At 72.8% G+C, this 14,813-nt stretch carries 15 protein-coding genes and 1 pseudogene; 5 read left to right on the top strand and 11 right to left on the bottom strand.

Annotation, left to right across the window (positions count from 1 at the left end):
- Positions 1-90: 90 nt before the first annotated feature.
- On the bottom strand, positions 91-921 hold the full coding sequence (locus AB0A69_RS07100; protein WP_361416198.1) for a GntR family transcriptional regulator: 831 nt from the start codon (positions 919-921) through the stop codon (positions 91-93).
- Positions 922-1,023: 102 nt separating this feature from the next.
- On the opposite strand from AB0A69_RS07100, the gene AB0A69_RS07105 reads away from it, so the two are divergent.
- A complete protein-coding gene (locus AB0A69_RS07105) occupies positions 1,024-2,031 on the top strand; it encodes a Gfo/Idh/MocA family oxidoreductase (protein WP_361416200.1) in 1,008 nt (335 codons plus the stop codon).
- A 142-nt stretch (positions 2,032-2,173) separates the two neighbouring features.
- On the opposite strand, the gene AB0A69_RS07110 is transcribed toward AB0A69_RS07105, so the two are convergent.
- From AB0A69_RS07110 to AB0A69_RS07120, 3 genes are read right to left on the bottom strand one after another with little or no spacing between them, the layout of a single operon-like run.
- On the bottom strand, positions 2,174-2,764 hold the full coding sequence (locus tag AB0A69_RS07110; RefSeq protein ID WP_361416202.1) for a hypothetical protein: 591 nt from the start codon (positions 2,762-2,764) through the stop codon (positions 2,174-2,176).
- Between the two features lie 29 nt (positions 2,765-2,793).
- Positions 2,794-3,228 (bottom strand): PaaI family thioesterase, encoded by a 435-nt coding sequence (locus tag AB0A69_RS07115; protein ID WP_361416204.1) that lies wholly within the window; start codon positions 3,226-3,228, stop codon positions 2,794-2,796.
- Positions 3,229-3,239: 11 nt separating this feature from the next.
- Positions 3,240-4,424, bottom strand: coding sequence for a cytochrome P450 (locus AB0A69_RS07120; RefSeq protein ID WP_361416206.1), 1,185 nt, complete (start codon positions 4,422-4,424; stop codon positions 3,240-3,242).
- Between the two features lie 181 nt (positions 4,425-4,605).
- Between AB0A69_RS07120 and AB0A69_RS07125 the strand changes: the two genes are divergently transcribed.
- Positions 4,606-5,307 (top strand): lytic polysaccharide monooxygenase, encoded by a 702-nt coding sequence (locus AB0A69_RS07125; protein ID WP_361416208.1) that lies wholly within the window; start codon positions 4,606-4,608, stop codon positions 5,305-5,307.
- A 36-nt stretch (positions 5,308-5,343) separates the two neighbouring features.
- Here AB0A69_RS07125 and AB0A69_RS07130 read toward each other — a convergent pair whose 3' ends face one another.
- Both AB0A69_RS07130 and AB0A69_RS07135 read right to left on the bottom strand, forming a co-directional pair.
- Positions 5,344-6,264, bottom strand: a complete 921-nt coding sequence (locus tag AB0A69_RS07130) for a DMT family transporter (protein ID WP_361416210.1) — start codon at positions 6,262-6,264, stop codon at positions 5,344-5,346.
- Between the two features lie 165 nt (positions 6,265-6,429).
- Complete coding sequence (locus AB0A69_RS07135) at positions 6,430-7,056, bottom strand: TetR/AcrR family transcriptional regulator (protein WP_361416212.1); 627 nt, start codon at positions 7,054-7,056, stop codon at positions 6,430-6,432.
- A gap of 107 nt (positions 7,057-7,163) precedes the next feature.
- On the opposite strand from AB0A69_RS07135, the gene AB0A69_RS07140 reads away from it, so the two are divergent.
- Positions 7,164-7,868 carry a hypothetical protein gene (locus tag AB0A69_RS07140; protein WP_361416214.1) on the top strand — a complete coding sequence of 235 codons (705 nt, stop codon included), beginning with the start codon at positions 7,164-7,166 and terminating at the stop codon, positions 7,866-7,868.
- Positions 7,869-7,947: 79 nt separating this feature from the next.
- On the opposite strand, the gene AB0A69_RS07145 is transcribed toward AB0A69_RS07140, so the two are convergent.
- On the bottom strand, positions 7,948-8,568 hold the full coding sequence (locus AB0A69_RS07145; protein WP_361416855.1) for a dihydrofolate reductase family protein: 621 nt from the start codon (positions 8,566-8,568) through the stop codon (positions 7,948-7,950).
- A gap of 257 nt (positions 8,569-8,825) precedes the next feature.
- Here AB0A69_RS07145 and AB0A69_RS07150 point away from each other — a divergent pair.
- A pseudogene (locus AB0A69_RS07150) lies at positions 8,826-8,999 on the top strand (SDR family oxidoreductase); the annotation flags it as partial.
- Positions 9,000-9,251: 252 nt separating this feature from the next.
- Here the strand turns inward: AB0A69_RS07150 and alc are convergent.
- A complete protein-coding gene (alc, locus tag AB0A69_RS07155; RefSeq protein WP_361416216.1) occupies positions 9,252-10,364 on the bottom strand; it encodes an allantoicase in 1,113 nt (370 codons plus the stop codon).
- 5 nt (positions 10,365-10,369) lie between these two features.
- Positions 10,370-11,722, bottom strand: a complete 1,353-nt coding sequence (allB, locus tag AB0A69_RS07160; protein ID WP_361416218.1) for an allantoinase AllB — start codon at positions 11,720-11,722, stop codon at positions 10,370-10,372.
- A gap of 381 nt (positions 11,723-12,103) precedes the next feature.
- Between allB and AB0A69_RS07165 the strand changes: the two genes are divergently transcribed.
- Positions 12,104-12,916, top strand: coding sequence for an IclR family transcriptional regulator (locus tag AB0A69_RS07165; RefSeq protein WP_361416220.1), 813 nt, complete (start codon positions 12,104-12,106; stop codon positions 12,914-12,916).
- A 109-nt stretch (positions 12,917-13,025) separates the two neighbouring features.
- Here the strand turns inward: AB0A69_RS07165 and AB0A69_RS07170 are convergent, their stop codons facing one another.
- Both AB0A69_RS07170 and AB0A69_RS07175 read right to left on the bottom strand, forming a co-directional pair.
- Positions 13,026-13,715, bottom strand: a complete 690-nt coding sequence (locus tag AB0A69_RS07170; RefSeq protein WP_361416858.1) for an ABC transporter ATP-binding protein — start codon at positions 13,713-13,715, stop codon at positions 13,026-13,028.
- Positions 13,716-13,720: 5 nt separating this feature from the next.
- On the bottom strand, positions 13,721-14,797 hold the full coding sequence (locus tag AB0A69_RS07175; RefSeq protein ID WP_361416222.1) for an ABC transporter permease: 1,077 nt from the start codon (positions 14,795-14,797) through the stop codon (positions 13,721-13,723).
- Positions 14,798-14,813 lie beyond the last annotated feature (16 nt).

The following is a 14,813-nucleotide window of genomic DNA, read 5'->3' on the forward strand; positions in this document are numbered from 1 at the left end:
CGTTTCTACGGCGGTGGCGACGGCCCGTCAATACTTTGTCCGAACATTCTTACTCGCTGACGACTTGATGTACGGGCGCGGGCACGGTGGCTAGGGCCGCACCAGGAGCTGGAACTCGAAGGCGTACCGCGACGCCCGGTAGATGTGCGAGCCGAACTCCACGGGGCGGCCGGTGTCGTCGTAGCTGGTGCGCTCCATGGTGAGCAGCGGCGCACCCGGCTCCTCGGAGAGCAGGTCCGCCTCCAGCGCGGTGGCGGCCCGGGCCCCGACGGACTGGCGGGCGCTGTGCAGGGTGACCCCCGCGCCGCGCATCATCCGGTAGAGGCCCGTCTCCTCCAGCTCCTCGGAACCGGGTTCGAGCAGGCCGGGCGGCAGGTGGTTGCGCAGCCGCGCCATGGGCTCGTCGTGCGCGAACCGCAGCCGCTCCAGGAATCGGACGTCGCTGCCCTCCGGTACGCCGAGGGCGGCGGCGACCTCGGCGGTGGCGGGCAGCAGGCGGTTGGTCAGGACGATGGTGGCGGGGCGCTGACCGGCCGCCTCCAGGTCGTCGTACAGGCTGCTGAGCTCCAGCGGGCGCTTGATCTGGCTGTGTACGACCTGGGTGCCGACACCGCGGCGGCGGACGAGCAGGCCCTTGTCGACGAGGGTCTGGATGGCCTGGCGGACGGTGGGCCGGGAGAGGCCGAGCCGGGTGGCCAGGTCGATCTCGTTGCCGAGGAGGCTGCCCGGGGTGAGCGCGCCGCGCTCGATGGCCGCCTCCAGCTGCTGCGAGAGCTGGAAGTAGAGCGGGACCGGGCTGGTGCGGTCGACGCCCAGGGGGAGCCGTGCGACGGAGGCGGCCTCGCCGCGGTCACGTCCGCCGCCGCCACCGCGTCCGCTGCTTCCACGCACGTCTCGGGCTTCTCGGGTCTGCTTGGGCACGGGCCGAGCGTAGCCGCATGCCATCATGACGGAAAGTCGTGAAGTCCGGTTGTCATGACAAACGCTTGACATGGCACCTGGCCCGGCCCCACCTTGGGGGCCATGCGCATCGGACTCATCGGAACGGGACGTATCGGCGCCTTCCACGCGGGAGTGCTCAGCCGCCACCCGGAGGTCGGTTCCCTCGTGGTCGCCGACGCCGACCCGGCCCGGGCGGCCGAGGTCGCCGGCATCACCGGCGCCATCGCCGCCCCCACCGTCGACGACGTCTTCGCCTGGGGCGTGGACGCCGTCGTGATCGCCTCGGCCACCGCCGCCCACCCCGACCTCATCGCCCGCGCGGCCCGCGCCGGCCTGCCCGCCTTCTGCGAGAAGCCCATCGCCCTCGACCTGCCCGGCACCCTCCGCGCACTGCGCGAGGTCGACGCGTCCGATACCCCGCTCCAACTCGGTTTCATGCGCCGCTTCGACACCGGCTACCGCGCGGCCCGCGACGCCGTGCGCGCCGGCCGGCTCGGCCGGCTGCACACCGTACGGGCCATCACCTCCGACCCGGCGCCGCCGCCCGCCGCGTACCTGCCGCTCTCCGGGGGCCTCTACCGCGACTGCCTGGTCCACGACTTCGACATCCTGCGCTGGGTCACCGGCCGCGAGGTCACCGAGGTGTACGCGACCGGATCCGACACCGGGCACGCCATGTTCCGCGAGGCGGGCGACGTCGACACGGCGGCCGCGCTCCTCACCCTGGACGACGGCACCCTCGCCACCGCGACCGCCACCCGCTGCAACGGCGCGGGCTACGACGTCCGCATGGAACTCGCCGGCGAACGCGACCAGATCGCGGTGGGCCTCGACGACCGCACCCCCCTCACCTCCACCGAACCCCTAGGCCCGCCCCCGGCCGACAACCCGTGGCCGGGCTTCCTCGAACGCTTCGCCCCGGCGTACGCAGCCGAACTCGACGCCTTCGTCCGCCTGGCACGCGGCGACCGCGACAACCCCTGCGACGGCCACGAGGCCCTGCGCGCGCTGCGCATCGCCGAGGCCTGCGAACTGTCGCGCCGCGAGCGGCGGCCGGTGCGGCTGGAGGAGATCGCGTCGGCCCTCTGATCGACGAAGAGCCGCCGGAGGTCGAAGTGCCCCGGCGGCTCGGCGGGTTGCGGGCGCGGTCCGGGCCGGTCCGTGTGAGTGGAAGGTGCCGTCCGCGGCGACGGGCGCGGAGCCGATGGGCGACAACGCCGGCCGCGTCGGCTCACCAACCGGTGTGCGCTTCGCCCAGCACCTCGCCGCCCACGCGCGCGGCGAGTTCCTCGGCCCAGGACAGGTCGCCGAACTTGGTCACGTGAACGAAGACGGTGTGGTGCTCGGCCCACTCGCCCCATTGGGGGTCGTCGCAGTGGAACACGACCTGGACACCGTCGTACTTCGGCGATCCGTACCGCCCACCCTCGGGATCGTCCGGCCACATGCCGTGCCATTCGATGGCCGCCGCGCCCCGGCCGAGGGCCGCGACGAACCGCTCCTCGACGCTGCCGGTGGGGACGTCCTCCCTGACCGACAGCGGCAGATGCGCCTCCAGCTCGGTATCGTCCAGCGCCGTCACCTCGAGGTCGAACCAGACGTACTCCCCCGTGACCGAGTCCTTGCGGGCCCCGTCGTACGCGAATGCCGCGCCGGGAAGGACGTCGGCCATCCGCCGTACGTCCTGGACCGTACGCAGCTCGGCGAAGACGCCCACCGCGTCCTCGCGGTCGGCCAGCAGCGCGCAGAGGCGCGTGGCCTGGGCGTACGCCGTGAAGGCGTCGTCAGTGCGGAGAACGGGATATGCCTGCGAGTTGCCCATGGGCGGAACCCTCACACCCGGCCCGCGCGTCAGCCACCCGTTTTCGGGGCCGACAGCACCGTCCCCTGCGCCACCGCGCAGAGCGTCTCCTCCCCGCCCTCCCCATCGGTCGTCAGCAGGTCGCAGCGCACCACCGCCTGCCGCCGTCCCGCGTGGACCACGGAAGCGCGGGCTATCAGCACGCGGCCCGTGGCGGGGCGGACGTACTGGATGGAGAAGCCGGCCGTCAGCACGGCCGGGCCGAGGGCGGCGCCCGCGGCGAAGGTGAGGGCGTTGTCGGCGGCGTACGAGAGGACTCCGCCGTGGAGGAAGCCGTTCTGCTGGTGGAGTTCCTCGCGGATGTCCAGCTCCAGGACGGCGGCGCCGTCGCCGAAGGCGGTGATGCGGGCGCCGAGGAGCCGGCTGAACGGCTGGCCGTCGAGGGCCTTCCGGGCGAGGTCGAGGTCGAGGTCGAATCCGCTCATGGGTTTGTTCGTCACCACCTGACGGGAAGGCGGCGCACGCCGCGCATGAGGAGACCGGGCAGCCAGTCGAGCGGCCCGGCGGAGGGGTCGAGTTCGAGGGACGGGAAGCGTTCCAGCAGGGCGCGGAGCGCGACGCGGGCTTCCAGGCGGGCCAGCGGGGCGCCCAGGCAGTAGTGGATGCCGTGGCCGAAGGCGAGGTGTCCGCCGGTGTCGCGGCGGATGTCGAAGCGGTCCGGGTCGGGGAACCTCGCCGCGTCGCGGTCACCCGCGGCGAGGCCGACGAGGACGCAGTCGCCGGCCGGGATGACGGTGTCGCCGACCGGCACGGGCTCCAGGGCGAAACGGGCCGTGGCGGTCTCGACCGGCCCGTCGTAGCGCAGCACCTCCTCCACCGCGCCGTCCAGCAGCCCGAAGTCGGCGCGGAGCGCGGCGAGCTGCTCCGGGTGGGCGAACAGGGCGCGCACCCCGTTGGAGATGAGGTTGACGGTCGTCTCGTGCCCCGCGATCAGCAGCAGGTACGCCATGGCCCGCAGTTCGGCGGACGAGAGCCGGTCGCCGTCCTCGGCGCGCGTACGCAGCAGCGCGGAGAGCAGGTCGTCGGTGGGGCCGGAGCAGCGCTTGTCCTCGATGAGTTCGTCGAGGTAGGCGGCGAGGGCATGGATCGCTTCGAGCTCGGGGTCCGCTCCGGTCGGGGCGACGATCTCGGTGGACCAGGCGCGGAAGCGGGCACGGTCGGCGGCGGGCACGCCCAGCAGCTCGCAGATGACGGTGATGGGCAGCGGGAAGGCCAGCGCGTCGACCAGGTCGGCACGCCGCTCGGTTCCGTCCATGGCGTCGAGCAGTTTGTCCGTGATCGCCTGGACGCGCGGCCGCAGAGCCTCGACGCGCCGCCCGGTGAACTCACGGGCGATCAGCTTCCGCAGCCGTGTGTGGTCGGGCGGGTCGACGACCAGCAGGTGCGGCCCGATGAGCTGCTCGTCGAGCATTCTCTCGAGACCGGCGGCGGCGGGCGACTTGGACAGCCTCGGGTCGGCGAGCGCGGCCCGCGCCTCCGCGTGGCCGACGACCAGCCACACCTCGTGCCCGAGGCGGGTACGGACGTGGTGGACGGGCCCGCTCGCGCGGAGCTTGGCGTAGTACGGATACGGGTCGGCGTTGAACTCCTCGCCGTACGCGCCGAGATCGACGGTTTCCATCGGCCCACCCTACGCGCGCCCCTCGCCGTCGGGCAGCCCGGACTCGGACGTGAGCGGCGTTGTCCGGGCCACGCGTGGTGGACGCCGTCGGGTTTTCCGCCGTGCGGGGGTGGGTACGCCAGCACTGGGAGCGCTCCCATCCACCCGGCACCCCACTCAACCGGAAGATGGAGCCGCACACATGACTGGTCATGACCTCGACATCCCGGCCCGTACTACGGGCCCCACGCGCCGCCACCCCCGCTGGACGGTGCACCTGCTCACCCTGCTCTCCGCCGCGCTGCTCGCCCTGATCCCCTGGTCCGGCACCGCCTCGGCGCACGGGTCCGTCGTCGACCCGGCGTCCCGTAACTACGGCTGCTGGTTACGCTGGGGCAGCGACCACATGAACCCGGCCATGCAGCAGCAGGACCCCATGTGCTGGCAGGCGTGGCAGGCGAACCCGAACGCCATGTGGAACTGGAACGGCCTCTACCGCAACGGCGTCGGCGGCAACCACCAGGCGGCCATCCCCAACGGGCAGCTGTGCAGCGGCGGCCGGACCGAAGGCGGCCGCTACAACGCCCTGGACGCCGTCGGCCCGTGGAAGACGACGAACGTCGCGAGCACCTTCACGGTCAAGCTCTTCGACCAGGCCAGCCACGGCGCCGACTACTTCCTCGTCTACGTCACCAAGCAGGGCTTCAACCCCGCCACCCAGGCACTGAGCTGGAGCGACCTGCAGCTGGTCAAGCAGACCGGCCGCTACGCCCCGGGCCAGAACTACGTGATCGACAACGTCAGCGCTCCAGGGCGCACGGGCCACCACGTCGTCTACACGATCTGGAAGGCCTCGCACATGGACCAGACGTACTACCTGTGCAGCGATGTGAACTTCGGCTGACCGGCACCCGGTCCCGGGCCCGCGGTGTCCCGCCGATCACCGCGGGCCCGCGGCGCTCCTCCCCCACCACGTCCCGGCGAGCACGAGCACGGCGCCGCCGATGCCCACCGCGCCCACCTGCTCGCGGGCGACCGCGATACCGGCCGCCGCCGCCCACAGGGGCTCGGTGCCGAGCAGCAGGCTCACGCGGGACGGCGAGGTACGGCGTACCGCCCACATCTGCACGAAGAACGCGAACAGTGTGCAGAAGACCGCGAGGAAGAGCAGCCCCGCCCACTCCCGCGCCCCGAAGCCCGCCGCCACCGTCCACGGCGACGCGCCGCTCCCCGGCACGGCGACGGCGATCAGGGCGAAGACCGCCACCGCACCGCCGAGTTGGACCGTCGTGAGCGACAGCGAGTCCGCGCTCCGGACGGCCTTGATACGGGACATGGCGAGGACGTGGACCGTACGGGCGAGGGCGGCGAGCAGCATCAGCAGGTCGCCGCCCGAGGGGGCGGTGAGCCCGCCGCCCTGCGTCAGCAGCACCACGCCCGCGACCGACAGGCCGGCGGCGGCCAGGAAGGAGCCGGACGGGCGGATCCTGGTCAGGGCCGCCTCGGCGAGCGGCGTGAAGATCATGGTGAGGCTGATGATGAGCCCGGCGTTGGTCGCGGAGGTGTGGACGACCCCGTACGTCTCCAGCAGGAAGATGCCGCTCAGTACGGCTCCGAGGACTCCGGCCCCGCGCCACTGGGCCGCCGTCAGGGCGCGCAGCGCCCGCCACCCGGCGGCCACGAGCACGGGCAGGACCACCGCGAAGCGCAGGACCAGCACCGCGATCACGGTGTGCGCGGTGGTGATGCCCTTGGCGGCGAGGTAGCTGGCGCCCCAGACGGCCGCGACGAGCAGCACGGGCAGATCGGTGAGCCAGGCCCTCCGGGCGTAGGGGGGCGCGGGCGCGGCGAGCGACGACATGCGGCCGGTCTCCAGGGTGCGTGGGCGGTGTGGAGGCGTCGGCGGCTCGCACGCGGACGATCACCGTACCCGGGCCGCGTCCACGGGTCGAGCGCCCCTACGCCGGAGCGGAGGCGGCCCGGCCCCCGTATCCGGCACGGGCCGACGAGCTGCCGCTACACCCGTTCACCGCTCCCGTTCCTCATGGGTCCCGGGCCGCAGGAAGCGCTGGATGATGAGGCGCAGGGTGGGGAGTTGCTCGGCCGGCGTGAAGGACGGGTCGGTGGCGGCGCTGGTGTAGAGAGCGCCGATGAGCGCCATGACCCAGGCCGCGGTGGCGTCCGGGTCCAGGCCCGGGTCGATCCGGCCTGCCGCGCCCGCCTTCCGCAGCAGGGTGGTGATGGTGGCCCGCTCCTCCTCGTTGTCACGGCTCAGCAGCGCTTCGAGATCGGGGTCGCGGTAGGCCTGGATCATCGCCTCCATCACGAGGGCGGGAACCAGCGGCTCCGCAGCCGGGGCGGCGAGAAGGTCGACGGTGTCGAGGAGGGCGGCCCACGGATCGTCGGCGGCGCGGGCGGCGGCGAGACGCTCGGCCTTGGTGGCGCCGTCGTGCTCCTCGTCCTCGAAGACGGCGTGGAAGATGGCGCGCTTGTTGGGGAAGTAGTGGAACAGGTTGCCCGCGCTCATGCCTGCGGCCTTGCAGATCTCCGCCGTGGTGGTGCGCTCGAAACCTCTGGCGGCGAAGAGTTCGGCCGCGGTGTTGACGATGTGCCGGCGCCGGGCCCGGTGCCTTGCCGGATCGACTGTCCTCATCGTGGTCCCCTTCTGCTCGGCTCCGGCTCTTCCGGTCTCCGTCGGCCTGTAATAATAGACCGAGCGCTCGGTCTATTATTACAGGCCGACAGGAGCAAGGGGGAAGCATGAGCATGCGCGAGGGACGTGAGCGACGCCCGCAAGGTGACAAGGTCACCGTGCTCGGCCGGTCGGCGCGCGGCACCGTGCTGGTCTACGTCGTTCTGCTGCTGGCGGGGGCGGGCGCCGGCCGGCTGGCCGGCCCCCTGGCCGACTGGCTGGTGACGCTTCCCTGGGCACCGCTGCAGGGGCCGGCCGAGCTCGTCGCGTCGGTCCCCGCTCCCTGGCTGGTCGCCGCGGGTGCGGCGGCAGGGCTGGTCCTCGGATTCGTCGTCCAGCACGAGCAGTTGGCGATGCGCCTGTCGGACGAGCGCGTCGTGCTCACCCGTGAGGGGCGTGCGCGGGAGTTCTCACGCGACGCCGTTGCCGCGGTGTTCCGGGACGGCAAGCAGCTCGTCCTGCTCGGCCACGACGGTGGCGAGCTCGCTCGGCAGGAGTGCGATCTGGACGTCGGCCGTGTCGCCGACGCCTTCACCGAGCACGGCTACGCGTGGGCGGACGCCGATCCGTACGAGGACGAGTTCCGCCGGTGGGTCCCTGATACCCCCGGCTTGCCGGAGGGCGCGAACGCCATCCTCAAGGCCCGCCAGGAGTCGTTGGAGAAGAAGGGCCCCTCGGATGACGACGTACGGGAGCTCCGGGAGGAACTGGCCCGTCTCGGCGTCGTCGTGAGGGACGAGAAGCGACGCCAGTACTGGAGGACGTTCCGGTAGTCCGCCCGCCGGGCGGGGGACGCCTCCCGGCGGTGGCCGGGTGAGGGGCCTCTCGGACACGGCCCGGCCGGCTCTCCGCTCACTCCCCGGGCTGGAAGGTGCCGAACTGGGCGGGCCCGGCGGTCCGGTAGGTATGGATGCTGACGCCCGTGGTGGTCGTGCGGTGGCCGGTGAGCTCGAAGGCGGTCGGGGTCCCGCCGTCGGGGAAGAGGCGGCGGCCCTTGCCGAGGAAGACGGGGTAGACGAGGAGGTTCAGCTCGTCGACCAGGCCGTGCGCGATGAGGCTCTGGGCGAGGCGGGCGCTGCCGTGGACCTGGATCTCGCGGCCGGGCCGCTGCTTGAGGCGGTTCACCTCCTCGGTCAGGTCGCCTTTGATCACGGTGGAGTTGTGCCAGTCGGCGGTGTCGAGGGTCGTGGAGACCACGTACTTGGGCAGGGTGTTGAGGCGGCTCGCGACGGGGTCGCTCTCGTCGCTGACCTTGGGCCAGTACGAGGCGAAGATCTCGTACGTCCGCCGGCCGAGGAGGAAGCAGTCCACCCGCTGGAAGACCTCGTCGACGAACCGCCCGAACTCCTCGTCCACGAACGGCACGCTCCAGCCGCCGTACGCGAAGCCGTCGGTGCGGTCCTCGTCGGGGCCGCCGGGGGCCTGCATCACGCCGTCGAGCGTCACGAAGGAGGTGAGGGTGAGCTTGGCCATGGCTGGTGCCTTTCTCATCAGGTCCTTCTCATCAGGCCTTTCTCATCAGGTCCTTCTTCATCGTCCGTCACATGGCCGGACCGCGCCCGCGGCAGGAAGTCGTCCTTCGTCCGGCAGTGGATCTCCGTGTCCGATCACCGCCAGCGGTACGGCGGCCCCTCGGATGTGATTGAGCGCGCAACCACTTCCGAAGGAAGCACGGAGGACGGCATGGAGGTCACCTTGAACGGCAGGACCGCTCTGGTCACCGGCGGCGGACCGACCTGAATCCGGAGGACGGCCCGTACGCGGACGGCCAGCGCGCGATGACGGCGCTGGGGCGCTTCGGCGCGCCGGACGAGGTGGCGTCGATGGTCGCGCACCTCGTCGGCGAGGGGGCGGGGTACGTGACGGGCGCCGAGTTCGCGGTGGACGGCGGCCACGCGGCGTAGCGGGCGCGGCCAGGCGCCGCGAAGGCGAGGGGCGCCGCAAAAGCGGCGGACGACGGGCGCCGCGGGCCGGGGACCAGCGCGCACGGGGACCAGCGCGCGCGGCGGTCGCGGAAGCCGCGAGCAGGGCGTGTGGGCACCGGGTCCGGGCGTGCCGGAGCCGCGGGCGCGGAAAAGGCGCGAGGGCGCACCGGTGCTGTCGGGCCGGTGCGCCGCTCGCGTACGGGCAGGTGTCGTACTGCCCGGGTCATACGGTCAGCTGAGCTCCTCGTGGCGGGCGGTCAGGCGCTTCGCGCCCTCGTCCGTCAGCGAGCCGAACAGCCGCAGGCGGGAGATGCCGCCGTCGGGGTAGATGTCGATGCGGACGTGGGTGCCCACGACCGGCTCCGGCAGGACGAACCGGTGGTTGGTGTCCGGCTGGAGGCGGGTGCGCGAGACGAACTCGGTCCACTCGCCGCTCTCGCCGTCGCGTACGGACAGGGCCGCCCAGCCCGCGCTGTTGCCCTTGAGGTACGCGGTGTCGATCTCGACCGCGCGGATCGCGGACTGCTCGACCAGCTGGTAGCGGATCCAGTCGTTGCCCTTGTCGCGGCGGCGGCGCGTCTCCCAGCCGTCGTCCATCTTGCGGGAGCGGCCCGGCTGGATGGTGTTGGTGGCCGGCGAGTAGAAGCGGTCGGAGGCGTCCTCGACGCGGCCGCCGTTCTCCAGCGCGACGACGTCGAAGGTGCCGAGCACGCCGAGCCACGCCGGGTCCGGGGCGACCTCGCCGTAGACGCGCAGGCGGGCGATGCCGCCGTCGGGGTGCTGGTTGACGCGCAGGTGCGTGAAGCGCTGCTCGACGTCGACGGCGAAGCCGTTGGCCGCGTGGCCGCCGATGGCGGTGCGCGGGACGAGCGTCGTCCACTTCACGTCGGGGGCGAGGAGGGCCTCGGGCGACGGGGAACCGGCCACCGAGGTCGCCTCGATGGAGACGGCCTGCGGGTAGTTGCCGCGGAAGTGGGCGGTGTCGACGACGATGCCGCGTACGACGCCGGGCGCGCCGAGGCGTACCAGCGCCCAGTCGTGGTCCTCGGCGGTCGGGTGCGGCTCGTCGGCGGAGACGCCGCGGCGGCGGCGCGTCTCCCAGCCGTCCATGATCTTGCCCTTGTGGCCGAAGTGCTCGGGGTCGAACTCGGCGGGCTCGGGCTTGAGCATGTTCTCGCGCTCGGCGAAGAACTCGTCGTTGGCGGCGATGACGCCCGCGCCGAGGCGGCGGTCGGCCAGGTCGACCAGGCTGGTGAAGGCGAAGTCGGCGGTGCGGTAGTCGGCGTACGGGTCGCCGCCGCCGTAGGGGTTCGCGTCGCCGGTGAAGCTGGGTATGGCGGTCACGGGTGTCACTTGGTCCTTTCGAGGAGCCGGCCACTCGGCTCGGCCAGGGTGCCGTTGTCGGCGATGCGCTCACCGCGCAGCCAGGTGGACTTCACGACGCCGTGCAGGGTCTTGCCCGCGTACGCCGTGACCCGGTTGCGGTGCTGCAGCTCGGCGGGGTCGACGGTGAAGGTCTCGTCGGGCGCGAGGACGGCGAAGTCGGCGTCCCGGCCCGCTTCGATGGCGCCCTTCTGGCCGAGGCCCGCGAGCTGCGCCGGGGCGGTGGACATCCAGCGGACGACGTCCTCGAGGGTGCGGCCGCGGCGGCGGGCCTCGGTCCAGATGGCGGGCAGGCCCAGCTGGAGGGAGGAGATGCCGCCCCACGCGGTGGCGAAGTCGGGGGTCTTGAGGTCGGCGGTGGAGGGCGAGTGGTCGGAGACGATGCAGTCGATCGTCCCGTCCGCGAGGCCTTCCCACAGGGCGTCCTGGTTGCTCGCCTCGCGGATGGGCGGGCAGCACTTGAACTCCGTCGCCCCGTCCGGGATCTCCTCGGCCGTGAGGGTGAGGAAGTGCGGGCAGGTCTCGACGGTGATCTGGACGCCCTCGCGGCGGGCGGCGGCGATCATTGGCAGCGCGTCGCTGGAGGAGAGGTGCAGGACGTGGACGCGCGCGTTCAGCCGCCGGGCCTGGTTGATCAGGTTCTCGATGGCGGTGTTCTCGGCGTCGCGCGGCCGGGAGGCGAGGAAGTCGGCGTACTTCGGGGAGTTCTTCTGCGGGGCCGCGTCCAGGTGGTGCGGGTCCTCGGCGTGCACGATCATCAGGCCGCCGAAGCCGGCGATCTCGGCGAGCGAGGCGGTCAGCTGCTCCTGGTCGAGCTGCGGGAACTCGTCCACGCCGGAGGGCGACAGGAAGCACTTGAAGCCGAAGACGCCGGCGTCGTGCAGGGGCCGCAGGTCCTTGACGTTGTCGGGCAGGGCGCCGCCCCAGAAGCCGACGTCGATGTGGGCCTTCGGGCGGGCCACCTCCTGCTTGGTGCGCAGGTTGTCGACGGTCGTGGTGGGCGGGAGGGAGTTGAGCGGCATGTCGATGAGGGTGGTGATGCCGCCGGCCGCGGCCGCGCGGGTGGCGGTCCAGAAGCCCTCCCACTCGGTCCGGCCCGGGTCGTTCACGTGGACGTGGGTGTCGACGAGGCCGGGGAGGACGACGTCGTCGCCGACGTCCTCCAGGCGGGCGCCGGCGGGCACCTCGGCGTCGTACGGCAGCACCGCCGCGATCTTGCCGTCGGCGACGGCGACCGAGGCGGCGCGCGTCCCCTCGGGGGTGATGACGCGCGTCGAGCGCAGTACCAGGTTCACGTCCACGTTCCCGTCGTTCTCCATTCACATCGTCCAACGCCGACAAGCCCACGGCACAGGCAAGGCACAGGCACAGGCAAGGCACACGGCACACATCTCAACTTCAACGAACTGTTGAAGCTTGTGAGGGAGTCTTCCCCTCCGATCCGGTGCCGTCAAGAGGCCCCCGAGGGCCCGCCGCGGTGGCGCGGAGGCGGCTTGGATGTTTCCATGAAGTGGAAAGATAATTTCATTCAAGGGAACGTAGCTACCCACAGAGGGAGGTCCGGCGAGCAGCCACCGATCCCGGCGAGCACCCGGACAAACGGCCCCTGACCGGCAAAGACGTCCCACTGCGGGCGATGTGCCCGGCCGGACGGCCCGGTAGGCTGCTGACTTGCCCATCCGCCCCGAAAGGACCGTGCCGTGCCGACGTCCAGCGCCAGCACCACCGACGCCGCCAAGCCCGCCTCCGCGACCGGCGGCGTGCAGTCCCTCGAGCGTGCCTTCGACCTTCTGGAGCGGATGGCCGACGCCGGGGGCGAGGTCGGTCTGAGCGAGCTCTCCTCCAGCAGCGGGCTGCCGCTGCCCACCATCCACCGCCTGATGCGCACGCTGGTCGCCTGCGGCTACGTGCGCCAGCAGCCCAACCGGCGGTACGCCCTCGGCCCCCGCCTCATCCGCCTCGGCGAGTCCGCGGCCCGGCTGCTCGGCACATGGGCCCGCCCGTACCTCGCCCGCCTCGTCGAGGAGACCGGCGAGACCGCGAACATGGCGCTGCTCGACGGCGACGAGATCGTGTACGTGGCGCAGGTGCCCTCCAAGCACTCGATGCGCATGTTCACCGAGGTCGGCCGGCGCGTGCTGCCGCACTCCACCGGCGTGGGCAAGGCGCTCCTGGCGCACACCCCGCCGGAGGAGGTCCGCGCGCTGCTCGCCCGTACCGGGATGCCGGCCGCGACGGAGAAGACCATCACCACGCCGGAGGGCTTCCTCGACGCCCTGGTACAGGTGCGGGAGGCGGGGTTCGCGGTCGACGACAGCGAGCAGGAGATCGGGGTGCGCTGCATCGCGGTCTCGGTGCCCGACTCCCCCACCGCCGCCGCGATCTCCATCTCCGGGCCCGCGGGCCGGGTGACGGAGGCGGCGACGGAGAAGATCGTCCCGATCCTGCAGGAGGTCGCGCAGGACCTGTCGACGGCCCTGGCGAACACCGCCGCCGCCAACGGCCAGGGCTGAGCCTCAGAGCCGCACTGGCAGGGCTGAGCCTCAGAGCCGCACTGGCAGGGCTGAGCCTCGGAGCCCTACCGGCAGGGTGAGCCTCAGAGCCCTACCGGCAGGGTGAGCCTCAGAGCCGTACCGGCCGCCGCTCGGACAGCCGGCCGTCCCGGACCGTCACCGTGCGGTCCGCGCGGTCGAGGTGAGCGCGGTCGTGCGTCACCAGCACGGTGGCCGTGGAGCGCGCCCGGGTCAGCGTGACCAGCAGGTCCAGGACCGCCGCGCCCCGCTCGTGGTCCAGCGCGCTGGTCGGCTCGTCGACCAGCAGCACGGCCGGGTCGTTCATCAGCGCCCGCGCGATGTTCACGCGCTGGCGCTGCCCGCCGGAGAGCTGGTGCGGCCGCCGCCCGGCCTGGTCCGCGAGGCCCACCGCGTCCAGCAGCTCCAGGGCCCGCGCCCGGGCGGCCGCGCGGTTGCGCCGGCCCGACAGGTGGGCCATCACGACCAGCTGCTCGGCGGCCGTGAGCGACGGCAGCAGGTTCGGCTGCTGGAACACGATCCCGATGTGCTCACGCCGCAGGGCCGCCCTGCCCGCCCGGTCGAGGACGCCGGTGTCGGTCCCGGCGACGACCACGCGCCCCCGGTCGGGCGTCACCAGCGTCGCGGCCACCGCGAGCAGGCTGGACTTGCCGGAGCCGGAGGGGCCGACGACCGCCGTGAGGGTGCCCGGCGGTACGGCGAGCGAGACGGAGTCGAGCGCGGTGACCCGGCCGTCGCCGTCCGGATAGGTCAGGGTCACATCGTCGAGGACAAGGCTCATCGTGGTCATCGGGCGCTCCCCAGCGCGGTCAGCGGGTCGACGGCGGTGATCCGCCGGATGGACAGGGCGGCTCCGAGCATTCCCAGGACGATCATCACGGCGGCCGGGCCCAGGACGGTCACCGGTTCCAGGACGAAGGGCACGTCGCCCCCGCTCACCAGCGCGCCGGCGCCGGCCGCGAGCGCGGTCCCGAGCAGCGTCCCGCCGGCCAGCATCAGCGCCGCCTGCCCGAGGGCGTCCCTCAGCAGGTACGGCGTGGAGGCGCCGAGCGCCTTCAGCACGGCCACGTCGGCGCCGCGCTGGATCGTCCACACCGTGAAGAAGGCGCCGATGACGAGCGCCGAGATCGCGAAGAGGAAGCCGCGCATCAGCTGGAGCGAGCCGTTCTCCGCCTGGTAGGAGCCGATGGCGGTGAGCGCCTCGTCGACGCCGAGCGTCCGCGTACCGGCGGCCCGGTCCCCCGCCGCCGCGTCAATCCCCGCGCCCCGCAGGGCGATGACCGTCGCCCCCGTACGCCCCTGCCCCATGGCGTGCCAGTCGCCCAGGGACGTCCACACCACCGGCGTATGGCTGTACGAGGCGTCGCCCGCGACCGCCACCACGGCCAGGTCCCGGGATCCCAGCCGTACGCGGTCACCGGGCCCGGCCCCGCCGAGCTCGTCGGCGGCCGGCCGCGACAGGACCGCCTTCCCGGGCCCGAGCTTCGCGCTCTCGGGGGCGATCCCGGCGCCCGGGGCCGTACCGAAGGCGGAGACGGCCGCCGTGCGGCCGCCCGCGGCGGTGGCGTTCAGGGTGCTGATGCCCACCGGTTCGGCGGCGGTGACGCCGGGCTGCCGGGACCAGGCGCGCCAGGCGCTCTCCGGGACGGCCGACTCGGCGAAGGACACCGACCGGCCGGGGGGCGGGGCCGCGAAGGCGAGCCGGTCGGCGGGCAGCCCGGTGATCGCCGAGACGTTCTCCCGCGCGAGTCCGGCCGTCAGGCCCGACAACAGCCCCACGAGCAGCGTGATCAACACGATCACCGTGCCCATCAGCGCGAACCGCCCCTTGGCGAACCGCAGATCTCTCCATGCCACGAACATGACGCCCAGCCTGCCG

The organism is Streptomyces sp. NPDC045431 (assembly GCF_040646655.1).
Taxonomy (GTDB): Bacteria; Actinomycetota; Actinomycetes; order Streptomycetales; family Streptomycetaceae; genus Streptomyces.